Annotated in this window: 13 protein-coding genes; 8 read left to right on the forward strand and 5 right to left on the reverse strand. The window is 62.2% G+C overall.

The annotated features are described in order from the left end of the window. On the forward strand, nt 1-1,662 hold the full coding sequence (locus AZKH_RS05675) for a VWA domain-containing protein (protein ID WP_015434786.1): 1,662 nt from the start codon (nt 1-3) through the stop codon (nt 1,660-1,662). A 562-nt stretch (nt 1,663-2,224) separates the two neighbouring features. Here the strand turns inward: AZKH_RS05675 and AZKH_RS26690 are convergent. Continuing rightward, nucleotides 2,225-2,980, reverse strand: a complete 756-nt coding sequence (locus AZKH_RS26690; protein WP_197538752.1) for a hypothetical protein — start codon at nt 2,978-2,980, stop codon at nt 2,225-2,227. Between the two features lie 669 nt (nt 2,981-3,649). Between AZKH_RS26690 and AZKH_RS05680 the strand changes: the two genes are divergently transcribed. Beyond that, nucleotides 3,650-4,105, forward strand: coding sequence for a hypothetical protein (locus tag AZKH_RS05680; RefSeq protein WP_015434789.1), 456 nt, complete (start codon nt 3,650-3,652; stop codon nt 4,103-4,105). 342 nt (nt 4,106-4,447) lie between these two features. Here the strand turns inward: AZKH_RS05680 and istB are convergent, their stop codons facing one another. The 4 genes from istB to AZKH_RS05700 form a co-directional block, all read right to left on the reverse strand. Continuing rightward, nucleotides 4,448-5,182, reverse strand: coding sequence for an IS21-like element helper ATPase IstB (gene istB, locus AZKH_RS05685; protein WP_015434790.1), 735 nt, complete (start codon nt 5,180-5,182; stop codon nt 4,448-4,450). 24 nt (nt 5,183-5,206) lie between these two features. Further along, nucleotides 5,207-6,793, reverse strand: coding sequence for an IS21 family transposase (gene istA / locus AZKH_RS05690; protein WP_041655963.1), 1,587 nt, complete (start codon nt 6,791-6,793; stop codon nt 5,207-5,209). Nucleotides 6,794-7,076: 283 nt separating this feature from the next. Next, nucleotides 7,077-8,009 (reverse strand): hypothetical protein, encoded by a 933-nt coding sequence (locus AZKH_RS05695; protein WP_015434792.1) that lies wholly within the window; start codon nt 8,007-8,009, stop codon nt 7,077-7,079. A 431-nt stretch (nt 8,010-8,440) separates the two neighbouring features. Beyond that, entirely contained in the window at nt 8,441-9,013 is a 573-nt protein-coding gene (locus AZKH_RS05700) for a hypothetical protein (RefSeq protein WP_015434793.1), read from the reverse strand. Between the two features lie 846 nt (nt 9,014-9,859). Between AZKH_RS05700 and AZKH_RS05705 the strand changes: the two genes are divergently transcribed. The 6 genes from AZKH_RS05705 (at nt 9,860) to AZKH_RS05730 (ending at nt 25,766) form a co-directional block, all read left to right on the forward strand. Continuing rightward, the gene (locus AZKH_RS05705; RefSeq protein ID WP_041655964.1) at nt 9,860-10,081 is read left to right on the forward strand and encodes a helix-turn-helix transcriptional regulator; all 222 of its coding nucleotides are present in this window, start codon (nt 9,860-9,862) and stop codon (nt 10,079-10,081) included. Next, entirely contained in the window at nt 10,078-14,328 is a 4,251-nt protein-coding gene (pglW, locus tag AZKH_RS05710; protein ID WP_015434795.1) for a BREX system serine/threonine kinase PglW, read from the forward strand. Before AZKH_RS05705 ends, pglW begins: the two co-directional genes overlap by 4 nt. Nucleotides 14,329-14,370: 42 nt before the next feature. Next, nucleotides 14,371-18,012 carry a BREX-2 system adenine-specific DNA-methyltransferase PglX gene (gene pglX, locus AZKH_RS05715; RefSeq protein WP_015434796.1) on the forward strand — a complete coding sequence of 1,214 codons (3,642 nt, stop codon included), beginning with the start codon at nt 14,371-14,373 and terminating at the stop codon, nt 18,010-18,012. 69 nt (nt 18,013-18,081) lie between these two features. Beyond that, nucleotides 18,082-20,754, forward strand: coding sequence for a TrlF family AAA-like ATPase (locus AZKH_RS05720; RefSeq protein ID WP_015434797.1), 2,673 nt, complete (start codon nt 18,082-18,084; stop codon nt 20,752-20,754). An 11-nt stretch (nt 20,755-20,765) separates the two neighbouring features. After that, the gene (locus tag AZKH_RS05725; protein ID WP_015434798.1) at nt 20,766-22,013 is read left to right on the forward strand and encodes an RNA-binding domain-containing protein; all 1,248 of its coding nucleotides are present in this window, start codon (nt 20,766-20,768) and stop codon (nt 22,011-22,013) included. Between the two features lie 54 nt (nt 22,014-22,067). Then, complete coding sequence (locus AZKH_RS05730; protein ID WP_015434799.1) at nt 22,068-25,766, forward strand: phage resistance protein; 3,699 nt, start codon at nt 22,068-22,070, stop codon at nt 25,764-25,766. The last annotated feature ends 2 nt before the right edge of the window (nt 25,767-25,768 follow it).

Genomic DNA, 25,768 nt, shown 5'->3' on the forward strand with positions numbered 1-25,768 from the left:
ATGCTTCCTTTGGTGGGCGTCGCGACTCTGGGCAATTGGGTCGCGCACGAAGCAGCCGCCTTTGCCCTGTCATTCGGCCTGAAACCGCTTAAGTATTTTGTTGACAGCACCTTTCGTGAAAAGGTGCGCCCCGTGCCCGGCAGCGTTGTGTATTGCGACTTGTGGCTAGCGGTGGAGCACTCGGGAATTTACATCGGCGATGGCCGAATTTCCAACATTGAGGTCGATGGTCTGGCGGAAAGTACGGTTCGGGCTTCCGGCCCCGAGAGCTTCACCTCGAAGAGCTCGCTAGGGCGACAGATCTATGTGTCCTGCAATAGGGACGGCGCGGTCGGGCATAAGTCAATAGCGCGTGGCGCTGCTAGGCATGTCGGGGAGCGGGCGTTTTACGGCCTGATCGTCAAGAATTGCCACCAGTTTTCGACCCGCTGCGTGAATTACGCACGTGGGAGCGGAGCGGATCTTTCACCGGTGGATCACGCAATGACCATGCTTCCCGATGGGACCATGGAGCCGACCATGACTGCGCTGAAGCGGGCCGCGCGCAACAAGTTGGGCGCCACCAAATGGCGCCTGTGGGATTGGCAGAGCGAAGATGATGGAGATGAAAGGGCCGCTTCCGAGCCCGACTGGAAGGCGCACGAGGAACATTTCGAGAACCTACCGCTCGACGAGGAGGGTATCGCCCGGATCCGCGATGAGCTCGGCGCGACCCAGGCCTACGAAGAGGAAATCGCCGACGAGAGCGTTCCAGAAGCAGTTCGCGAGCGACTAGCGCATTTCCGGCAAACTCTGAGCGACGTTTCGCAAAAATACGAGGAGGTCAAAAGCTTCCTCGTCGCTTGCCCCGATGCTCGCTTTTCGTATGCGGAACTCAAAGCCAGCGGCGAAGATTTTGCTGCGCTTGCTGCGCAGTTGCAGGGCAACACTCGTATCAAGGAACTGGCGCGCAAGATGGGGCGCGATTACATCTCGGAAGAACGCAAGAAAAAGGCCCGGGTGCCAGAGGCGAGCAAGAACGAGGTTCACGGCACTCACCGCAGCGACGATGTAATGCGGGTCCTGCCGTGCGAGCTGCCCAACCTCGAAGACGAAACGCTGGAAGTGTTGTTTTACGCCCGCCTGCTAGAGAAAAATCTGCTGACGTATGAACTGCGTGGGGTAACGTTCATCTCTGGTGAAGAGACGGAGCGGGTCAGCAAACGCACCGGGCCGATAGTAGCTTGTCTCGACACCTCAGCAAGCATGCAAGGTGCCCCACTGCTGAAAGCCAAGGCGCTCCTGCTTGCCACTGTCAACATCCTTCACAAGGAAGGTCGCTCCCTGCATGTGCTGCTGTTTGGCGCTGCTGGGGAGATTCGCGAGTTTTCGATGGTGGAACACAACGATGCCGTTGGCCTGCTGAAGTTTCTGCAACAAGGCTTTGGCGGAGGCACCGATTTTGAAAGTCCGCTCAGACGCGCCCTTTCGATCATTTCCGAGCAGAAGAACTACAAAAAGGCGGATGTTCTGATGATTAGCGATGGCGACTGCAACCTCTCGCACGAGTTGGCTGCGGCAATCCAACAACAGAAAACCATTCTCGATTGTGCTGTCTATACCGTGTTGTGCGATGGGGCGCGGATTGAAGACAGGTATAGCGATGAAGTGGTGGTTTTGTGAGCGCGCAACGTACCCGCTGACAATGCATTTCTGAACCTCGAAATCCTGCGCCGCATTCCGCGCCGGAATTTCACCACCCGCCCCCAACCTGCGGGAGCAGGTTACGACCGCCGGTTGTAGGGTGTGGCAGCGGTAATCCAATAATCCCCACCTGGAGGTGGGGAAAATTCGGTTGCCCTTGACAGGGTGAGCTTGCGCATGGTGCAAGGGCCGGACTCTCGACCGTGCGCGGTCGGCTCGGCCGACTGCTCCGCTCTGGTACCCGCCATTTGACTGGCGAAGGCTGGGCCAGCAGCAGCGGGTAGGTTGCCGTCCGCTGGGCGTAACAACTCAATGGCTGTTTGCAAGCTCAAGCACTCAAGCTGTCTGTCAGCCCCGTCAAGCGGCGAACGTCGGGCACTGCGGACGGGAGGAGTCAGAAAGCTGTCGTCCAGCCTCTTCAGGGCTCCGTCCGTGCCCGACCCGCAGCGGTTCTTGGTTTCCTGGAGAAGCGGACTCTCAACGTTGGACGTAATCGGACGGCAAAAAGCGCCGCTTTTTGATGGTCCGATTGATGGGCTCGTTACGCATTTGCGTAAATTGTTTGAGCCAAATGCAATTGCCCTGTTTGCACAAGATGAAAGAATCCACGCTCAACATCAATGACTCGATAGGCACCACCGAAATATGTCGCTGATATTTCAGCGCACTCCTGACGCCAACTATCATAAGCGATCTGATTGTTGGCGGAGACCCTAATTTGCTGACCCTGGGTGAGTTGGTTCAGTGCCCTCACCCCGTGTCCGTTGGCGAGGCGTGCCAACTGCTGATCTAGGACGCAGTAATTACTAGGATCTAGAAACGCCAATATTTTCGAAATAAAAGATATCCCCGAGAACTGCGGCATGTGGATGTCTTGTATTTGGCGTAAGGTTGGCACAACTCTCCCGGCAGTCAAGTTTTGAAACACCGCTGCGTGCGCGTTGGTGGCACCAGCCAGGAAGTTATTTACACGGACATCGCGATAGCCAATCTGAGCATAGCCCCAGTAAAGAACATTTGCCAAGCCATGCAGGACACTCTGTGCATTTGCAGAAGTCAACTGGCCGTGTATATGCGCTTCGACCGCTGCCATGTTTGCGGCTGCCACTGGTCTTTGAACAGTGAAATCGAAGTAGACCGCCGGAAATCCGTAGTGTGTGATTGCCGCTTGCAGACTTGCTACTTGTTGGTTAGTTAATGGCACCGAGGCCTCCAGATGCATAATTTGTTTTAGGGCGATAGTTTTGGCGCATAACGCCTGAATGCCGGATAACACGGCATGCAGGTCACTGTTCAATCAAGTAAAACACAAGCATTTCCAAAATAGCACGACATGGAGTGCCGCAGCGGACAGCGTTGTTGAATGTCACCGGTCAGTGTAACGCGTAGGCTGAAAGCATGCAGTCATCGCCCGGATGACCGCTATCTGGATCGGGTAGCGACCGGCGGCTTCCGGCCGGAGAGAGACCTCGCCATGTCGCTGGCGAACGTCTGGAACGCACAGAAAGCTGTCCGTTGTGCGCAAAATGTGGCGTAACAAGGCGAATGGCGGCTTAACGGCGTGCTGCCCGGTTCAACGTCCGCTTTCGCGTAAAACCTCCAGACGGGAGCTCCAAAGAGATAGCGGTAAGTCATGATTCGCTGGTTCGCCTCGGGGATGTGCGGGTAGCTGGAAATGGCCTTAGCACGCTCGCCCACGAAAAGGCCGCCGCTGGTGGCGGTGAACGCGACCCGATGCCGGTTGGCGCTCTCGAATTCGCTCATGCGGTCAGAAGAACCCGAGCACAGCCACATTAAGCGTCTATGACCCAGACAACGGCGTTGATGGGGAGTGTGAACTTGTCCATGACTTGCTCCCTGGTTGAGTCGCTTCCCGTGACTGAAAGGCAGGAGTAGTGTCAGAAGTGTGCCGAAGCGCGTTCCTTATGGAGGCGCGAGGCAATTCGTGCAAGAGAGGGGGAGGTCAATGAGCAACATTCCAAGACACGAGGATGAAGGGCTCGATTCGGAGGTGTCACGGCTCGAGCGAGAACTCTTGGCTCATGGTCTTCAGGGGCAGCGCGAGCTCCTGAATAGACCGGACATGCTATCCGCTGAGCAGGCCGAAGCGCGAACAGGTATTTCAGCTGCGGCGCTGAGGCAGCTGCGAATCGAGGGTCGAGTTCTCGGCTTGGAGTTGCCGAACGGGAAGGGTGGATACAAATTTCCCGCATTTCAGTTCGACCCGGAGATTAGATCGGCGATTCCCGGAATCCTTCAGGCGTTCGGCCGGGGCGCCGAATGGAAAGCGTACGACTTCCTGACGCTTCCTGAACCATTATTAGGAGGAAGAACTGTGTTGGATGAGTTGCGGGCGGGACACTTAGAGCCGGTAATGCGTGCGGCGGTTGCCGCAGCGGCATTGGGTCATGGCGCCTATTGAGTACTAGTCGGCCAGCGCTCGCCGCTTTCAAGTATCGTCGCTGCCTCTCGTGTGCGGACTCCGTTGCTCTGTGCAGCGTTCCTTGCCTTCGATCGCGCGACCTCGTGCAGGTTGTCATCGTAAGTGGGAGCCTGCGTGCGCATTCCGACGAACGTGACCGCTTGCACCGAGGATCGTGACCGGGTGGGTTTGCGCGCAAGCGTGGGGTTCAGATTCTAACCGCGTCGGTCACGATCACGGTCAATTCGGGCCTGGGCGCAGGCTTATCCACAGGCGAACGCCAGCGCGCCTCATACGCTGGCGGGCGGGCGCCTGTGGGTAAGCCGTCTCGCGCGCACGGCCTTATGCCTTTTCCTTTCTTCTCATCGACTCGCCCGTGAGGGCGAGCTTGTACGCGGCATGCACGACGCGGTCGAGGATCGCGTCGGCGAAGGTCGGATCACCCAGGTAGGTATGCCAGTGCTCGATCGGTAGCTGGCTGGTGATGAGCGTGGCGCGCGAGCCGACCCGGTCGTCGAGCAGCTCCAGCAAGTCGGAGCGCTCCTGCGCCGAAGGCGCGGCCAGTCCCCAATCGTCGATGACGATCAGATCGAGGCGGGCGAGCTGCATCAGGCGCCGGCTGAAGCTGCCGTCGGCGTGCGCGATGCGCAACTCCTCGAAGAGCCGCGGCAGGCGCACGTAGTAGGCCGACAGCCCCTGGCGACAGGCCGCGTTGGCGAACGCGCAGGCGAGCCAGGTCTTGCCGCTGCCGGTCGGGCCGGTGATGAGGCAGTTCTGGTGCTGACGGATCCAGTGGCCCGTCGCGAGCGCGGCGATGTGGCTGCGCTCGAGGCCGCGTCCGGCGCGGTAATCGACGTCCTCGAGGCAAGCGCCGCCGACCTGGATGCGGGCGGCCTTGAGCAGGCGCTCGATACGCTTGCCATCGCGCAGCAGGATCTCGCGGTCGATGAGTTGAGCAAAGCGCTCCTCGAAACTCAGGGCGGCGACCGCCGGTTGCGCGAGCTGTTCCTCGAAGGCGCGAGCCATGCCTTCCAGACGCAGGGCGCGCAGTTGTTCCAGACTGTGTTGCACCAGCATCAATGACTCCGGTGGTGGTAAAGATCAGTGGTAGTAGTGCGCGCCGCGCAGATTTTCGTGAGCAGCGGGCAACGTGAGTTCGGCCTGCTGCGGCGTGGGGGTGGGCAAGGGAGCGCGGTCGAGGCCGCTCTTGAGGATGGAGGCGACGCTGCGGTAACGCATCGCCCCGAGCGTGACGGCGCGGGTCGCGGCCGCCTCCAGCCGTTCCTTGCCGTACTGGCGGGCGAGCCGCATCAGCCCGAGGCTGGCGCGGTAGCCCTGTTCGGGATGCGGCATGCGTTCGAGCTGGTAGCGGACCACCTCCCCCAGATGCGGGCCGATGGCGGCCCCCCAACTGATGAGCTTGCCCGGCGTCCATTGGCGGTGCGCCTGATGCGAGGCGGGCATGTGCTCGACGAGCGTGGTGAAGGCGCCGCGGCGGTGGCTTCTCGCGTGCACCGCGACGCGCTTGCCCGCGGCGAAGCATTCGAGGCTGCTCGCGGTGATGCGCAACTCCACTGCCTGACCGGCCAGCGCATACGGCACGCTGTAGTAATGGCCGTCGAACTCGACGTGGTAGTCGATGTTGGGTTTGGCCCGCTTCCAAGTGGCGAACTGGAACGCGGTCGTGGGCAAGGGACGCAGCGCCGGGCGGTCGAGCGTCTCGAAGGCGTCGCGACGCGACCCCGGTAGGCGCCGGAAGGCGCGTGCGTTCAACGGGTCGATGAGGGCGGCAATCGCCGCGTTGAGCTCCGTCAGCGAGAAGAAGCGCCGGTGGCGCAGCCGCGCGAGAATCCAGCGCTGCACCACCTGCACGCCGACTTCGACCTTGGCCTTGTCCTGCGGCTTGTAGGGCCGTGCCGGCAGGATCGCCACCCCATAATGCGCGGCGAACTCGGCAGTCGTGCGTTGCAATTGCGGCTCATAGCGGTCGGCGTGACCGACAAGCGAGCGCGTATTGTCCGGGATGATCAACTCGGGCACCCCGCCGATAAAGGCGAGCGCCTTTGCCGTCGCCCCCAGCCAGTCGGCCTGCGACTGTGTCGCCGTGGCGCAGGCGAAGGTGTAACTCGACGCCCCCAGCACCGCGACGAAGATTTGTGCCCGCGCGATCTCGCCGGTCGCAGCATCGACGATCGGCACCGTATCGCCGGCGTAGTCGATGAAGAGCTTCTCGCCGGCGTAGTCGATGAAGAGCTTCTCGCCGGCGCGATGCGCTTGGCGCATCGAGCGTTTCAGGCGGCGGGCGAACTCGCGGTACAGGTCGCAAAAGCGCGAGTACTGGTAGGCCGGCCCCGCGGCTGTCTGCACGTACTCCTCCCACAGCAGCGCCAGCGTGACGTTCTTCTGTTTGAGGCCCTGATGCACCGCGGCCAGATCGGGCGCCGCGTAGCCGAGGCTCGCCCCGCGGCCGCGCGAACCGATGGCCAGCAGGTGGCGCAGTTCGGCCTCGTCGGTCATCGACAACGCGGCCCACGGCTGCCCGCTCGCCTCGGCCGCCTTCACATACTTGGCGACCACCCCTTTCGAAATCGACAGCGCGCGGGCGATCTGTTCATGCGAGAGCGCGCAGTCGTACTTGAGCCGTAACAGCTCCTTGATCTTGTGCATGGCAATCCGCTCCGCCGGCATCCCCATCTCCGCGCAAAGCGCGCGAGGGTAGCCGGCCTGACAAACGACGTTGCCACGCCTGCACCGCAAACCCCGTTCCGATTTGATCGTGACCGGCCATTCCGACAACGTGACCGCTCATTCCGACAACCGGTCGAAATCGGTCACGATCAAATCGGAATCCGCGGTCACGATCACGGAATCGCCGGTCACACTATTTCGGAATCAGCGGTCACGTTGGGTCGGAATCCGCACCTGCGCAGGCGGTGCCTGATGCGACATTACCTGCGCAGGTCTTGTATTTCTAACTGTGCGGGAGTAGATGCCGTATGCGACGGGCTACGGCAATGTGTCGGTGCATCGCGACGCGGTCACGGAGCCAGCTTTTCAGCTCGTCCATCGGGTCTTCCATTTCAAAGAGTGTGTCGAACTCTGTCGCATCTTCTGCGGTCAGCATCGCATCGTGCGCTAGGATGATGAACTCATGACATTCTTCAGCCGTGTCGAACCGCGTGACCGCAATGCGGAATGCCAGTTCACTCCGAACGCAACCGGCGCAAAGTGCCCAAATCAACCATTGGTCTGTGCGGTCAAGGACGGTTTTGTCCGAAGTGAAGCGCGCGAGCGCCGAGATGAACCCGGTCGAGCCCTCGAAATACTCATGGAAAATCTCGAATAGGGCGTCGAGCATATGGGGTTCGAGGTGTGAAATCCATTGGGACACCTCCGGCGACGTGCGCAAGAAATCAACCTGATACGACGATGCGAAGCCGCGTTCAAGCAGGATTGCGCAAATCTCGGTCGGTAGTTGGAGAAAGTCGCCCAGCAGCTTCTCGTCTGTGCCAGATGTGACATCCGAGTGCCGTGCCTTGTCTTTATCGAAGCGATTGCGCTCCAAGACCCTTTCCAGAGCCTCACAAAAGAATTCCGAGTTCTCGGCATCAAGTGCCGAGACAATAGATATGGACTCGCGCGAAAATGCGTCAATTACCTCTGCAGCAGCCCTGAGCCGAGCGGGTGACAGCTGCTTCAGCCATCGGGATAGGCCGGAACTTGTATTCCAAGCTACATGGCATGCAGAAGTGGGGCCGAACCATCCCATTTCACCGATGAGCAGTTCGGGGAAAAGTTCTTCCAGTTCTTCATCGAGACTCTTGGGGTACTCGCATGGGACGCGCAGGGCGCAGCCAGACGAGCAGCGAGTGGAAAGGGCCGAGGCAATTTCGGGTGCGTACATTTGAAGCTCCTATCATCGGATGTCGAAAACGCTCCGCCGCCTACATCGGGGTAGGCGGAATGAGCGATCGTTATCGGATGACAGGCGGGCTCCGTGCCAGAGCGAAGCTGTGCCCAATAGAGATTTACAGCCTACCACAGATGCGCCGCCTGTGGAATCTCATGCAGGACAGGCACGTACGCTGGAGTGCGATTGCGTCCACAGGACTCAATTTTGTGCGGTTGTGGTCCCAGAAGAGGAAGAAATTGAATCGAACTCTTGCTGCATAGGCAAGCGAGATCGGGGTGTGCGGGCCGCAAGCGCCCGCACACCCCGTCAACGTGCTACGAACATACCCTTCGGCATGTTACGGAGAGGCCCGGTCACGGTGGTCGGCGGCGTTACTCCGCGGTCATCGAAGGTGGTGACTTTCCCCTTGCAGTATCTGCCGCTTAGCTGCCCGCCTTGGGCCTCCTGGGCTTTCTCGGCTTTGGCGTTCCCAGAATTTCGGCGACGGCCGCTTGCCGCGCATACTCTAGCATGCTGATTTCATACACCGTACGGCCTTTGTTGTACCTGGAGTGATAAGAATATGCGGACTCAACCTGCATCAACTTACCCCACTGCTCAGCCGTCTTGGCCGGGCAAAGGGAAAAGAACCGGCGGGCGTGGCTGCGCTCACGTCCCGAGCAGCCGACGGCAGCAAGACCAACCGCGGCTCGCACGGTTTCAAGGGGAACATGGGGCCCGATGATCGCGTGGAGGTGCTCTGCGAGCTTGTCGCGCGATGACCTGAGACTCCCACCCTCATCCAAATAAACCACGGAGTCCTGTAGCTCGACTCTTCGGGTCAGATCCTTCCATCCGGCGCAGCGGAATGATTGGGCCATCAGTTCCTGGGTTTGTTGTAACCCGATGCTGTCGGCGGCGCCGGGCAAATGAATCTGGTGGAAGGCGAGTGCGCGGTAGAGTAGCCTAGCGCTTTCCTTCGCTTCTTCGATGTGGAGAAAAGGGATGCTATTCATGACGACTTCCTCGGATAATGACGGGAATACGGTCGCTCGCTAACCTTGACCCCGTCGCGAAAAGTCTGTCTTGCCGGCGTATCCGATCGTCAGGCATGAAGGGGTGCAGAGCCCAGATCAGGCTTCCCGAGTCACGAGCTGGAGGCTGTCTGCGCAGCGCGAGTGTCATGCTAGCAGTTTCGTCATACGTACGAAATGCGTTCGTGGTGTGGCGAGACGGCAGATCAACGTAGGGTGAACATCCTTGGCGCTGCAGGGGCAATTTGCGGTGCTTGAAATCCGGCTATTTGCGCTATACACCCTTGCAGTCACCCGGCACATGCGCCTCACGGAGAGCGCCCCGGAGACTGCCGCCTGCATGGACGGGGTTTCAACGGCAGCATGCAGGGGATAAGTCGGACTGCGGGGAAGTCTCGAGAACCGACACCGGGTGGCGAAGCTAGCGCCCGGGAGGCGAACGGCTGGCGGCGATGCGGCTCCATACCGGCATGGTGAAAGCTTTGCAGAATGGGTGGTGGCTGAGTCTGAAGGTTTATCCTTGCCTTGTGCTGAGGATGGCGGGCTCAGCCCATCCACCCAGCATGGGTTTGCTGGCGAAGCGCTTCAAGGCTGAGCCTTGGGTTTTCCAAGCGGATGCTTGATCGAAGAAGGGGGAGGCTCGCGCAAGGTGTGCGTTGAGAGGATCTCTCCAGCGCGAGAGGGCGAAGCCCCAGAAATATCCTGAGAGAGGTTCTGCTGACGGAAGGGCAAGGTCGGCGAGTATGAAGAATGTATTTGCCGCGCGGCTAGAAAAATATTACGCTGCGCAGCACCCCGACCTCCGCGGGCAGTCTCCCTCCGAGCCCAATGATCCGCTGTCACCTACCTGTCCTGATGCGCCGCGACAACCTTCGGATTGCCGATGTCGCGAGGCTCACCGGTCTCAACCGCAGCACGGTCACCGCCTTGTGCCGCGATAGCGCGACCCGCATCGAGCTTCCGGCCGTCGACCGGCTCTGCACACTGTTCAGGTGCGGTGTGGGAGACCTGTTCGAGCAGGTGCCCGACAAGCAAGGGAGCGATGCATGACCATGGGACCTTCGCGCTGGCACGCAATCGCGGAATCGAACTTCGCCTGGGAGCGCGAGGCGCTCGACTGGCTGCGGGAACAACTCCCCGATCGCGACCCGTGGCACGTCTGGAGTAACTTCGAGTTCATCGACGACCAAGGCAAGGTCAATGAGGTGGATGCGCTCGTACTGTCGCCGGCCGGCCTCTTCTTGGTCGAGATCAAGAGTCGTCCGGGGAGGGTCTCGGGGGACGCTCACTCGTGGACCTGGGTCACCGACGGCCGCGCGCGGACGGCCGATAACCCGCTGCTCCTCACCGACCGCAAGGCCAAGCGGCTTGCCAGTCTGTTGCGGCGCCAGTCGGCCATCGTCAAGGCCAAGATCCGGCTGCCGTTTGTCGAGCCGCTGGTGTTCCTGTCATCCACCTCGCTCGACTTCCAGCTTACGGGGCCAGCTGCTGCCGGCGCTTACCGCAGGGGCCGCCCTGGCCTGCCGGGGGACGACGGTATCGTCGGCGTGCTGGCGCAGGGGCTGCGCGGCTTGGTCCGGCACCCCGTGGATCATCAGCAAGCGCGTGCCATCACCCGGGGGCTGACCGAGGCTGGCGTCCGTCCGTCGAACAAGTACCGACAGGTCGGCGACTACGAACTGGTCAAGTTGCTCACCGAGGGTGACGGATTTCAGGACTGGCAGGTCCGCCACGTCAGCGTCGATACGGTGCAGCGACGGGCACGGATCTACACGATTGCCACCGCCTCAAGCCCCGAGGAGCGTACCGCCCGGGCGCGTCAGGCACGGCGTGAGTTCGAGGTGCTGGAAGGTATCGACCATCCGGGCATCCTGCGCTGCAACGACTACAAGGACACCGAGCTCGGCCCCACGCTTATCTTCGACCACGACCCCGCTTCGGTCAGGCTCGACCACCTGATTAGCGAGCGTGGACAACACCTCAGTGTCGACCAGCGGCTGCAGCTTGTGCGTGACATCGCCGAGGCGCTCAAGTACGCGCACGGCAAGCGCCTTTATCACCGAGCACTCGGCCCGCAGAGTGTCCTGGTGCGGGAGGACGGCAGCGCGCTGAAGGTCCAGTTGATGAACTGGCAGACGGCGGCCCGTGATGTCGATGCGGACGACACCGTCCATCGCACCACCGGCACCCAGCACGTCGAGGCCTATGTCGAAGACCCCGGTCTGGTCTATCTCGCACCGGAGACGACGCGGGCGGATCCCGCCCACGGGGCCGAGCTGGACGTGTTCTCGCTTGGTTGCTTGACCTGGCTGATCTTCAGCGGCAAGCCGCCTGCGACTTCCACGCTCGAGCTCGCCGTCAAGCTGCGCGACGGGCAGGGGCTGCGTTTATCCGACGTCATGGACGGCTGCGGCAAGCGGCTGCAGGAACTCGTCCAGTACGCCACGCATCCGGATGTTCTCGGCCGTTACGACAACATCCAGGGCTTTCTTGCCGACCTCGAGGGTGTCGAGGACGAACTCACCACGCCCGATCCCGAAGCCACTGTCGATCCGTCCGACGCAGTGAAGGGCGACCGCCTCGAAGGCGGCTTCACCGTCGTCCGGCGCATGGGGCGCGGTTCATCCAGCGTCGCGCTACTCGTCGAACAGGACGGTACCGGCGAGGAGTTCGTCCTCAAGGTTGCCAACGACCTTGCGCACAGCGACAACCTGCAGGCCGAAGGCGAGGCGCTCGCCAAGCTGCGTCATCCGAACATTGTCGAGTATCGCCAGACGCTGCGCATCGCCGACCGCACGGCGCTGCTCCTCAAGAGCGCCGGCGAGCAGACCCTGACTGAAAAGCTCGGGGACGGGCGCCTCTCGCTCGATATGCTCCATCGTTTCGGTGAAGAGCTGATCGAAGCGGTCCGTCACCTGGAAGACAAGGCGGTCATCCACCGCGACATCAAGCCCGACAATATCGGCATCAGCAGTGGACGTAGCGGAAAGCTGCAACTCGTGCTCTTCGACTTCTCGCTGTGCCGTACTCCGGCAGAGAACCTTACCGCTGGTACGCCCCCGTATCTCGACCCCTTCTTGCCCTTGCGACCGGGCAAGCGTTGGGACCTTTACGCCGAACGCTTTGCCGCCGCCGTTACGCTCTACGAAATGGCGGTCGGCAATCGACCGCGCTGGGGCGCTGGCCCCAACTCGCCCGCCGTAGTGAACGAGGCCCTGAAGTTCGAGACGGGCGTGTTCGACCCCGCCATCCGGGCGCCACTGGACCAGTTCTTCTCACGCGCGCTCGCACGTGACTTCCGCGACCGCTTCGACAACGCCGAAGACATGCTGCGCTCGTGGCGCAAGGTCTTCGAGGTGCTGACCACCACGCACCCGACCACCGCCCAAGGCTTCGAAGCAATCGCGTTTGCCGCCTCTGCCGAAACGACGATGGGCGAGCTCGGCTACAGCCTCGAGGCTCGGGATGTGCTGGAGCACATGGGCATCCACAACGTTCGCGAGCTGCTGGCCGTCGATCGCATCCGCTTCCGCTATCTGCGTGGCGTCGGCGACAAGATCCGCAAGGAGATCCGCCTCAAGGCCAAGGAACTCGCGCGGCTGCGCCCCGACCTCACCCAAGGCCGCGGCACCCTGCACGAGATCGAGGAGGGCGCGGCTAGCGACAAGGCCGCGGTCAGCATCAACGAACTGGCCCGGCAGCTGTTGCCGCGCCGCCCGGCAGGCGACGACCGGCCAGAGGAGGCCGCGCTCGCCCTGTATCTCGGGCTGGATGACGGCGTAAGCGAGAACGAGGCGGACAGCCGGGCACGCCTTCGTCGCGAAGGCAGCTGGCCGACGCTCGGCGAAGCTGCCGTCGCGTGCGGACTCGATCGCAGCGAGCTGACCGACGCCCTCGTCAAGGCACGCGAACGCTGGCTCAAAAACCCGGCGTTCACCGAACTGCGCAACCAGCTCGACACCTTGCTGCACGGCCAAGGGCAGGTGATGACCAGCAGCGAGGCCGCACTTGCTCTGCTGGCACTGCGCGGCTGTGCCGAACAGAGTGACGACGAGCGCCTGCGCCTCGCCGGGGCGGTGCTGCGTGCTGCCGTCGAGGCCGAAAGCCATCTCGAGAAGCCTCGCTTCGAACTGTTCGATCACTCGCCGACACCGCTCATCGCGACCAGTGCCGCGTGGGCCGATTACGCCCGTCAGCTTGGCTCTGCGGCAGATCTCAGTGCCTTGGCGGACCCGCTACTTCCGCCTGCCCGTGTCATGCAGGCGCTCGAAGGCATTCGCTCCCCGATACCGTCGGATGAGGACTCGGCGGAGCAGATCCGTCTCATCCAGCCCGCCCGCTTGCTGCGCCTCGCCACCGCGGCATCGCGCACGGCCGCGCTCTCCAGCCGGCAGGAGATCTATCTGCGCAACATGCCGGCCCTGCAGGCGCTGCGTCAGTCCCTGGGTGCCCTCGTCAGCCTGCCGGACCTGGAAGTGGCAGACCTCAAGGCACGCGTGCGTGGTCGCTACCCGGAAGCCGAAGCGTTGCCGGGCCGCCCCGCGCTGGATCGGCTGCTCGAAGAGGTCGACGCCCCATTCCGTTGGGACGATACCGCGCGTGTCTTCAAGCGCACCAACTTCAACGGAAACGGCACCGGGGGCGCTACGACCTCGTTTCAGCGCCTCACCACGGTCGACGGCCATGCGCTCGCCGACGCCGCTATTCAGGATGCCCAGCAGCTCGAAGACCGCCTGCAGCGCAATCTGCGTCAGGGCGGATTGCTCGTGCTATGCGTCGAGCCGCGTCTTGCCGCACGGGCCGAGGCCGAGCTGTTGCGCCGGTTTGGCAACAATCCGGCAGATCCCACCGGTATGCTCGTCCGCGTCAGCTTCGACGCGTTGATGATCAAGGCGTTGCGCGAACAGGCCGAGGTGCTCCGCATCGACTGGAACGTCATCCTGCGTGCCGATGGAGCGGCCCGCGACAGTCGCGACTGGGCCAACCTGCAGCGTCTCGTGCAGCGGGCGCTGCCGGGCCTGAAGGTGCGCCTGCTGCAGAGCGAGGTTCCGGCGCTGCTGACGAGCCCCGGTCTGCTCGCACACTACGGCCTGATGAGTCTAATTTCAGACCTGGAGTCGCAGGTCGGTTGCCCCGGCTGTACGCCCGCTCTATGGCTACTTCTGCCAACCCGTCGGCAGGGCTTGCCGACGCTCGACGGGGTGCCCGTGCCGCTCGTGAACGCGAGCGCCGCGGCCGACGTGCCCCAGTCATGGATCGAGAATCGTCATCGCGCGACGCTCGCCACTCAATCCTGAGAGGCATTGCCCTCTCGTGAAACCAGACACCGGAATCCGCTCGTGATCCACGCCCCACACCTGCTCGCCGACCTCACCCGCCAACTCAAGCGGCTCGAAGACGACCTGCGCGCCCGCATCAACGAGGTGCCGGACCTCAAGGCCAGCTTGCAGGTTGAATGGCAGGCGGCTTGCGACGCAGACCGCTGCGCCGAACCGTTCGAAAGCTGGGTGGAGCAGGTGATCACCCAGGCGGGCGTGCATTGGCTGCTGTCCTGCGTCTTCCTGCGTTTCATCGAGGACAACGAGCTGGTCGACCGCCCCTGGCTGTCCGGCACGCCCGCGTCGGGTCGGCTCGCGTTGGCGCGTGACCGTCACGAAGCCTACTTCCGCGCCCACCCGCGCGAAACCGACCGCGACTACCTGCTCGCCGCTTTCCGCGAGGCCGGCACGCTGCACGGCCTGCAGACCTTCTTCGACGAGGCGCACAACCCGGTCTTCCGGCTGGGCATCAGCGGCGACGCCGCGATGGCGCTGCGCCAGTTCTGGCAGACGGTCGATCCCAACACCGGCGTGCTCGCGCATGACTTCACCGACCCCGAGTGGGACACCCGTTTCCTCGGTGACCTCTACCAGGACCTGTCCGAGGCCACCCGCAAGCGCTACGCACTGTTGCAGACACCCGAGTTCGTCGAGGAATTCATCCTCGACCGCACGCTGACTCCGGCCATGCGCGAGTTCGGCTACCAGACCGCGCGCATGATCGACCCCACCTGCGGCTCCGGCCACTTCCTGCTCGGCGGCTTCCAGCGCTTGGTGGCCGAATGGCAGCGTCGCGAGCCCGGCCGCAACCCGCGCGACATCGCGCAGCAGGCGCTCGACGCGGTGGCGGGCGTGGACCTCAATCCCTTCGCGGTGGCGATTGCACGCTTCCGACTGCTCGTGGCGGCGCTCAAGGTGTGCGAGGTACGGCGGCTCGCGGACGCTCCCAACCTGAAGATGAACGTCGCCATCGGCGACAGCCTGCTGCACGGGCAACGCTTTGGACTGGGCGGCACAAGCGGTATCCGTTCGGACGAACTGTTCGACGCAGCGGAGACGCATGCCGACACGGGCTTGGCCCATGCCTACGTCAGTGAAGACTTGAGAGAGGTGCAATTCATCCTCGGCCGCCAGTACCACGCGGTGGTAGGCAACCCGCCTTACATCGTCGTCAAGGATGCTGCGCTGAACCAGGCTTATCGCCACCGCTACGCGAGTTGCCACATGAAATACTCGCTCGGCTGCCCCTTTACGGAGCGCTTCTTCGAACTGGCGCAGACCGGGCGGGACGGCCTTGCGGCGGGTTTCGTCGGCCTGATTACCACCAACAGCTTCATGAAGCGGGAGTTCGGCTCGAAGCTCATCGAGCAGGTGTTGCCGCGGATCGACTTGACCCACGTCATCGACACGTCGGGCGCCTACATACCGGGGCACGGGACGCCGACGGTGATCCTGTACGGCCGTCATCGGCCGCCGGTCGGTGAGGGCGTGCGGACGGTGATGGGGATCAAGGGCGAGCCGTCTACACCTGACGACCCTGCAAAGGGCTTGGTGTGGTCTGCCATTCTCGATCAGATCGACCGGGAGGGCTCGGAGAGCCAGTTCGTCAGCGTCGCGGATACATCGCGGGCGACTTTCCGCAAGCATCCGTGGAGCATCGGTGGGGGCGGCGCGGCCGAACTGCTGGAGCGTACTGAGGCGGCAGCACCCAAGCGACTTTCTTCCCAAGTCGAATCGATCGGGTTCATGGCGATTACGGGCGAAGATGAGGCGTTCTTGGTTCCTGAGCACATCGCGCGGCGGATCGGTGCTCCGGCAAGACGGTTCGCAGTCGGGGACAGCGTTCGCGACTGGGTATGCGGAGGGGAGTCTCTCGTCGAATTTCCTTACGTGGCGTCGACTTCGGGCTTCGATCCGGTTCCCTTCGTAGCTGGTTCGATGTATGACCGCTGGTCGTGGCCCAACCGAACATACCTTCGCTCGCGGGTGATGTTTGGCAAGACTGCCGAGCAGCATGGCTATCGTTGGGATCAGTACATGCAGTTCATTGAAAGCCGCGTTTCCGCGCGGCGTCTGATTACCTTCGGAGAAGTCGCCACCCACAACCACTTCGTCCTCGACCGCGGCGGCAAAGTGTTCAAGCAGACCGCGCCGGTCATCAAGTTGCCGGCCGAGGCGACTGACGATGATCACCTTGGGCAGGTGGGACTGTTGAACTCGTCGGTGGCGTGCTTCTGGTTTCAACAGGTGTGCCATAACAAGGGTGGCCCCGGTGGTGGTAGTAGTAAGGACGAGAAGTGGCACGATTTCTATGCCTTCAACTCGACCAAGGTCGCTGAGTTTCCGCTGGTAGAAGATCGTCCGGTCGAGTTGGCGAGACGGATTGATCAACTCGCCCAGGCTTGGCAGGCGCAACTTCCGGGCAGGCTCATTGCGGCCGTCGCAACTGAGGCGAACGGAATCAATCGTGCTTTGTTGGATGACGCCAAGGACCGCGCAGCCTCCTTCCGGAGGAACATGATTGCGCTGCAAGAGGAACTTGATTGGCATTGCTATCGACTTTACGGACTCCTGGATGACCCACTGGAATGCGGTGATCCGCCCGAGGTGGCTCCGGGCGAGCGTGCCTTTGAGATCGTCATGGCGCGTCGCCTCGCTGCGGGAGCGCTCCAGACGCGCTGGTTCGAGTGGCTTGGAATTGCACCGGTCGTCGCGATACCAGCTCGGTGGCCGGAGCACTATCGCAGCCTTGTTCAGCGCCGAATCGACCTTATTGAATCGGATCGCAACATTGGGCTGGTCGAGTCATTCAACTGCAAACGGCGGTGGGAAACGACGTCGTGGGAGGACCTGGAGCAAGCCGCATTGCGCGACTGGCTACTCGCTCGCCTAGAGTCGCCGCGCTACTGGCCACGGGGCGCCGAGGGCGACGGTGGGGGAGAAGGCGGGGCGGGGCAACCGGTTCAACTTTCTAGTATCAACCGAGTCGCCGACGCGGCACGGCTCGACGCCGATCTCATGCAGATCGCCGAACTCTACGCCGGCCGTCCCGACTTCGACGTGACGCGACTGGTCGGCGAACTGGTCGCAGCCGAGTCCATGCCCTTCCTGCCGGTGCTGCGTTACACCGAGTCCGGACTGCGCAAGCGTGCCCAGTGGGAAGACTGCTGGGCGCTGCAGCGGCGAGAGGATGCGGGTGAGGAGGTCGGTAAGATTCCCGTCCCGCCCAAGTACCAGAGCAAGGACTTCCAGAAGGCCGACTTCTGGCGTCTGCGCGGCGGGCTGGACGTGCCCAAGGAGCGCTGGGTGAGCTACCCCGGCTGCGAACGCGGCGCCGACGGCAGCCTGCCAATCGCCTGGGCCGGCTGGGACCACCTGCAACAGGCCACCGCGCTCGCGACCTACTACCTCGATGCGAAGGACCTGGAAGGCTGGCCCACCGACCGCCTGCTGCCGCTCCTCGCCGGCCTGCTGGAATTGCTGCCTTGGCTCAAGCAGTGGCACAACGACCTCGACCCCAACTTCGGCGAGCACATGGGCGACTACTACGACGGCTTCGTCCGCGACGAGGCGCGGGCGCACGGTGTGACGCTGGAGCAGCTGCGGGAGTGGAGGCCGGCGGTGACGGCAGCGCGACGTGGGCGGCGGCGGAGCGCGTCGTGATAGTCACGTCATTGTGTGCTATGTGCGGGGCGAACGTGGTGGGATCCACGATGCCAACGGGAAGCCATCATGAATAATTCGATATCTGTGACTGACCACTACACCTACGCGAAATTCTGGCGCTGCGCCCTCCAGGTCAATCCTGTCGGGTATAACGGCGCCTATCGCGGCGCAGAGCATGGTTTGGGCGAGCAGGATTACAACCGGGCCCTGCTGGATAAGTGCCTTGAACTCGATATCAAGGTGGTGGGCATCGCGGATCATGGCAGCGTCGCGAGCGTGGATATGCTGCGCCAGACTCTGCAACCCCATGGAATCGTTGTCTTCCCCGGCTTCGAGATCGCCTCGAACGACAAAGCCCATTTTGTGTGCCTGTTCGCCGAGGACACGAGCAGCCAGCAGTTGGAACGTTATCTTGGCACGCTGGATCTACTGGACCCGACGGACGGCGTGCTTCCCTCGACTTTGAGCTCGGCCCATCTCATCGAGAAGGTGGAGCAGCTTGGTGGTTTCATCTATGCCGCGCATTGCACCAATGAACGCGGTTTGCTGAAGCTTCGGCAGAACCACGTATGGCAGATGCCCAAGCTGAGGGCAGCACAGATTCCAGGCTCGATCGAGGATCTCAGGGGCATCGAGGACGACTTCTACCGGAAGGCTTTTCTGAACAAGCTGAATGATTACCGGCGAGAGCGGCCCATGGCCGTCATCAACGCCAAGGACGTTGCGAAACCCGAGGACCTTGAGGATCCCGGCGCGACCTGCTGGATCAAGATGACGCGGCCAAGCTTCGCAGCGTTCAAGGTAGCTTTTCTCGACCCTGGGTCACGCGTTCGTCTGAATTCCGACCGGGTTCAAGACCCCATCGGCCGGATTCTAAGGATGAGCGTCTCGGGTGGGTACCTCGACGGCGTGGAGGTCACCTTCTCCGATCACCTGAATACGGTCATTGGCGGTCGGGGAACGGGCAAGTCGACCCTGCTTGAGTGTCTGCGATACGTGCTGGATATTCCTCCACGAGGGAAACAGGCTCAGAAGCTTCACCAGGAGATCCTCAAGGAGAACCTTGGAAAGTCAACGGGCCGTGTCGAGCTCGAGGTCGAGTCGTCATCGCAAAACGGCAAGCGGTACCGCATCTCGCGGCGCTATGGTGAGTACCCGATAGTGCGCGACGTCGATGGGAACGTATCGACACTGCATCCGCGCGATCTTCTTCCTGGCATCGATATCTATGGCCAGAACGAGATATTTGAGCTGGCGCAGGATGATGCGAGCCGTCTGAAGTTGTTGGATCGCTTTCTGCCTCAGGACGACGATTACGCACAACGCAGCGCGGAGCTGCACAAGCGCCTGAAGGAAAACCAGTCGCGCCTGGTCAAAGTCCTGAGCGACTTTGATGATTTGAAGGCTGAGGTCGAGCGCTTGCCGAAGCTCGAGGAGCAACTGCAGGGATTCAAGAGTCTCGGCATTCAGGAAAAGCTGTCGAAGACACCGCTGCTTGTGCGTGAGCGCCAAATTGCTGAGCGGGCGAGCGAAGAATTGCAGAGGTTGCGTGAGGGGGTGGCTACCCTCCGGGACAGCTTGCCGGACCTTGCGTTTATCAGTGACAAGGCGCTGACCGGGCTGCCGGATACTGAGCAATTGCTTCCCATGCGTGCGCTTCTCGAGGCATTGCAGCAGAACTTCAGTCGCCACTTGGACACGATGGAGACCGAGTTGCGCGAGAGCGACGGCCGGTTCCAGAGTCTGATGGTTCAGTGGAAGGCTTCGCTGCAAACTCACGAGGTCGAATTGGAAAAGGCCTTGCGGAGCCTGCCTTCGATGGCGGGAAAGAGTGGACCGGAGGTCGGGGTCGCCTACCAACGCCTGATGCAGGACATCGAGCGGATCAAGCCTCTGAAAACGCGACTCGGGAATTTCGAGAACCTGCGTGCCAACGAGGAACAGGCGCGACGCAATTTGCTCGCCGAGCTGTCCGACTTGCGCGGGCAACGCATCGCAGCTCTGCAAACCGCGGCGAAGCGGCTAAACAGGCGTCTTGAGGGCAAGCTGAAGGTCGACATTGTGGCCGAAGCGGATCGGACGCCGCTGAAGCGCTTCCTGCTGGGCTGCAATCTGGAGGGGGTCGGGGAACGACGCCTGGCGTGGATCGATGAACTCGATGGTGTGAGTTCGTTGACGTTGGCCCAGTCGATTCGCCAGGGGGCGGAATTCATACAGGCTTCGTTTGAATTAACCCCTCTTGTCGCGGAGGCCCTTGCCCGGTTACAGCCTTCGCAGCTGATGGAGTTGGAGGCGCTGGAACTGGATCACCGGGTCGACATCTCCCTGAACGTTGCCCATCAAGGCGCTGCACCAGTATTCAGAGCTTTGGACAAGTTGTCCACAGGGCAACAGTGCACGGCGATTCTCCACATGTTGCTGCTGGAAAACGTTGATCCGCTCATCATGGATCAGCCAGAGGACAATCTCGATAACGCGTTCATTGCCGAGCGGATCGTGAGTGAGTTGCGGGAAGCCAAGACCAGCCGGCAGTTCCTCTTCGCAACCCACAACGCGAATATCCCGGTGTTTGGTGATGCGGAATGGATCGGCGTGTTCACGGCGTCCGAGAACCATGGGTCGCTCGGGGTAGAGGCTCAGGGGTCGATCGACGTTCCTGCTATTCGGGACCAGGTCGCCAGTATCTTGGAGGGGGGGCGCGACGCGTTCATCCAGCGCAAGGAAAAGTATGAATTTTAGGATGGCTGGCCATGCTGAAATCTGAACTGCTCGAGGTCATCGCCAACGGGGAAAACTCCGGGGTCGAGTTCAAACGCGACGACGTGAGACCGGAGCAACTCGCTAAGGAAATTGTGGCGCTCGCAAACTTCCAGGGTGGCAAGGTGCTGCTGGGCGTGGAGGACGACGGCAGCATCAGCGGCGTTCAGCGGCCGGACCTGGAAGCCTGGGTGATGGACGTCGTCTTCGGACGTTACATCCACCCCTTGATCCTGCCGTTCTACGAGGAGTTGGTGCTCGACGACGACAAACGCGTGGCAGTCGTTTCCGTCACCCAGGGTAGCGCCAAGCCATATGTTGTGCGTAACAACAATCGCGAGGAAATCTACATTCGGGTCGGGAGTACCTCTCGCTTGGCAACGCGCGAGCAGCAAGCTCGCTTGTTCGAGAGCGGAGGCATGTTGCACGCCGAGATGTTGCCAGTTTCGGGTACCAGCTTCGAGAGCCTCGACTCGGCGCGGCTTGAAGACTACCTGGTGAATATCGCAGGGGACCCCGAGGCGCCCTCCACGATCGACGACTGGGAGCAGCGCTTGCAGGGATTGGGCTTCCTCGTTGCCCGTGACGATGGAAGACCGGTCTGCACTATTGCAGGCCTTGTCTTGTTCGGTCGAAGCCCCCGCCGCAGTCTGCGCCAGGCCGGTGTGAGGTGGATGTCCTTCGCGGGCGATGCGAAAGACTATCAGGCACAGGACGATACCCAGCTTGATGCGCCCATGGTGGCACTTTGGGAGGGACGTGTGGGAGGCGCGCGGCAACTGGTCGAGCCAGGACTGATAGATCTCTTGGCGGATAGAATGCGCCCTTTCATCTCCGATGAGGGCGAGGCCAGCACGGAGTCGTTACGTCGGGACAGGACATATCGCTATCCGCTGGACGCCGTGCGCGAATGCATCCTGAACGCGCTCGTGCATCGGGATTGGACACGATCAATGGAAGTGGAGGTCGCGAACTACGCAGACAGACTGGAAGTTATTAGTCCGGGAACGCTGCAGAACTCCATGACAGTTGAGAAGATGCTCGCAGGTCAACGCTCGCCCCGGAATCCCATCATCGTTGAAATCATGCGTGATTACGGTTACGTCGATATGCGAGGCATGGGCGTACGCCGCAAGATCGTGCCGCTGACGCGCGACTACACGGGGAAGGACGCGGAATTCGACTTGACCGATGACTTTCTGCGTGTGGTCATTCCTGCTCGCCCGCGAGAACTCCCGTGAACCGTCGGTCACGGACTCAAGATGCATGCGGCCACAAGGTAAAGGAATGACGGAATGCCGTTGCTGAAAGACCTCATCACCATCCCTGAGCGCGTGCATCAGGGTGACTTCGTACTGAAGCTCTCCGAGGGGGTGAGCCATGCCGAGCAGACACTGCGCGACTATGTGGTGACGCCGCAGCTTGCCGAAGCGTTCAACAATGCGCTCGGCTTCATCGAACAGGCGGTGCTGTCGGGCACCAGCAAGGCTGCCTACCTGCACGGTAGTTTCGGTTCGGGTAAGAGCCATTTCATGGCGGTGCTGAACCTGCTGCTGGCCGGCAATATGCAGGCGCGGGCGATACCCGAACTGGCCCCAGCCGTCGCGAGGCACACCTGGACACAGGGCCGCAAGTTCCTTCTCGTGCCGTACCACATGATCGGCGCGCGGGACATGGAGAGCGCGATCCTCGGGCAGTACGCAGACTTCGTGCGCAAGCAGCATCCCGATGCACCGGTCCCGGGTTTCTATCTGGCCGAGGGGCTGTTCAGTGATGCGTGCCGGATGCGAGAGACAATGGGCGACGCCGAGTTCTTCGCCAAGCTCAATGCCGGGGCGCAGGGGGGAGGCTGGGGCGCACTCGACACTGGTGGCTGGGATGGGGTGACCTTCGAGGCCGCGATGCTGGAACCGCCTTATGGCGAGGAGCGGGCGCGGTTGGTGGGCGACCTGATCAGCCAGTTCTTCTCGGCGTATCGGTCGCTGGCGTCCGGTGGCGAGTCCTTCGTTCCGCTGGATGACGGCTTGGCCATCATGAGCCGCCACGCTCGGGACCTCGGTTACGACGCGGTGATCCTCTTCCTCGACGAACTGGTGCTCTGGCTCGCGAGCCATGCGGCCGACGTCAATTTCGTGAGTCGCGAGGGCACCAAACTCGTGAAGCTGGTGGAGGCGACCAACGCGGACCGGCCGATTCCGCTGGTGAGCTTCGTCGCCCGGCAGCGCGACCTGCGCGATCTGGTCGGCGAGAACCTGGCCGGCTCGGTGCAACTGCAATTCAGCGACGTGCTCAAGCACTGGGAGGCACGCTTCCACCGGGTAACGCTGGAGGACCGCAACCTGCCGGCCATCGCGGAGAAGCGGGTGCTGCGCCCGCGCGATGAAGCGGCCCGCCAGACGCTGCAGGCGGCCTTCGAGGAAGTGCTGAGGCTTCGCCGCGACGTGCTGGACACCTTGCTGACGACCGAGGCCGACCGCGATCTGTTCCGCAAGGTCTATCCCTTCAGTCCTGCATTGGTACAGACCCTGATTGCCGTGTCGGCAGCGTTGCAGCGCGAGCGCACAGCACTGAAGCTGATGCTGCAATTGCTGGTGGATCGGAGGGAAGACCTCGAGTTGGGTCAGCTCATCCCCGTCGGCGACTTGTGGGATGCGATCGCCGAGGGGGATGAGCCCTTCTCGGAAGGCATGCGTCTGCATTTCGAGAATGCGAAACGGCTCTACACCCAGCGTCTGCTGCCGATGCTGGAGACTCGTCACGGCGTGACCTGGGAAGCGATTAAGCTCGGCCAGGCGGAGGCGGGTGCGGCTCGCAATCTGAAGAATGATGGCCGTCTGCTCAAGACCTTGCTGCTTGCTGCGCTGGTGCCCGAGGTCGAGTCGCTGAAGGGGCTGACGGCGAGCCGTCTGGTAGCCCTGAACCATGGGACTTTCCGCTCGCCCATTCCAGGGCGCGAGGTGCAGGACGTCGTCCGCCGCCTGCGTGACTGGGCCGGCGAAATCGGTGAGATCAAGGTTTCCGATGACAACAACCCGACTGTCGCCATCCAGGTGACCGGGGTCGACATCGAACCCATCCTGCGTGCTGCTGAGGTCAATGACAACGACGGCAACCGCCGCCGCAAGATCCGCGACATGCTGTTCGAGCAGCTCGGCATCGAGGACGACGGTAGCCTGTTCATCCGTTATCAATTCCACTGGCGCGGCACGCCTCGTGAGGTGGAGCTGCTGTACGAGAACGTGCGCCAGATGGCGGACGAGCGTTTGCGCGGGCGCTCGGGCGCGTGGACGGTGGTGCTGGATTTCCCCTTCGACGAGCCCAACCGTACCCCGAACGACGACATCGCCCGCCTCAACGATTACGCAGGGGGCAGTACGCGCACTGTCGTGTGGTTGCCCGGCTTCCTGAGCAACAAGGCGATGAACGATCTGGGGCGCCTCGTCATCCTCGACCACATCCTGCAGGGGGAGCGGTTCGAGCAGTATGCGGGACACCTGTCGTTCGTCGAGCGGACACAGGCGAGGGCGCTGGCGCGCAACCAGCTCGACTCACTCCGCATCAAGCTGCGCTCTCATCTCGACGTAGCCTATGGGGTGAGTGTCGAGCCGCGCGATGCGGTGATGTTTGCGTTGTCGCCGGAACAGCAGTTCCGTTCGCTCGATCCGACTTTCGCGCCGCGCCCTCCGGTGGGTGCCGATTTTCATGCCGCCTTCGAGGATCTGTTGGGACAGTTGTTCGCCCACCAGTACCCCGCACACCCGGAGTTCGATACCGAAATCAAGGCGAGCGTGGTCAAGAAGGTCTGGGCGGAGGTGCAGAAAGCAATCGAGGCGTCTGGGCACCGCGGGTTGGTGACCGACAATGCCACGCGGCGCTTGGTGCGTTCGGTCGTCAATCCGTGCCGGCTGGGTGTGATGGGCGAGACGCACCTGCTGATTGAACCCCATTGGCAGACGCACTTTGCGCAGTGCCATGCGCGCGATGGTGGGGGCCCGATTACCGTCGCGAAACTTCGGCAGTGGATCGACGTGCCACAGCCGATGGGACTGCCCGTGGAACTGCAGAACCTCATCATCCTGAGCTACGCACAGCTCACCAATCGCAGCTTCTTGCTCAATGGTCAGCCTCAGGAACCGAGTGTCGAGTCCGTTTCGGACGAACTCGAGTTGCGAGAGCAGTCTCTGCCCGACTCGACCGAGTGGCAAAGGGCGGTGGGGCGTGCGGGGCTGGTTTTCGGCCTGACCCTACCGCAGACGCTCAATGCATCCAGTGTTGCGCGCTTGGTGAGCGAGGTCCGCGAAGCTGCCCGGGGCAAGCGTTTGAGGGCAGGGGAGCTGGTGTCAGCTGTGCGCGATCGGGCCGCCCGATATGCGCCTGGCCCTTCGGGTGCTCGTCAACGGACGGCCGAATCGGCGCAGGCCTTGGTCGAAGCCCTTTGTCAGGCGGATGATCGTCGCCTTGTCGAGGTGTTGGCAGGGACGACACTGGATACCTCGGAAACGGCAGTTGGCCGTTCGCTGGGGCAGGTCGACGCGACGGTTGCCGCCTTGGCCAATGCCAAGTGGCAGTTGTTCGATGCGATGCAGGATCTGGTCGACCATCGCCATAGCGCAGCACAGGTAATCCTGACCCGATTGCAGGAGGTGCTGACGGCGGATGAGCATGTCGTCCCGCTGAAGTCCCGCTTTGACGAGATGGAGCGAGATGCAGTCCGCCTGTTGGCGTCGGTCGTTGCGCCTCAGCCAGGTGGAGATACAGGGGCAGGGGGCAGTTCCAATCCAACACCATACGGTACCGTGGCGCCCGCTCCCGCTCCGGTCCCTCCGGTGGTTCCACCGCCGGGGCTACACACTATCGTTGTCCAGGAGGACCAGCGGGCCGATCTGTCGGGCGAAGAGGCGACGCGGCTGTTGGATGAGCTCAAGGCAAGGCTCACCAGCGATCGGGAGCTGGAGCTCACGGTCACTTGGCGCCTCCAGCGTCGGAGCGAATGACG

Origin of the sequence: Azoarcus sp. KH32C (assembly GCF_000349945.1) — a bacterium.
GTDB lineage: Bacteria > Pseudomonadota > Gammaproteobacteria > Burkholderiales > Rhodocyclaceae > Aromatoleum.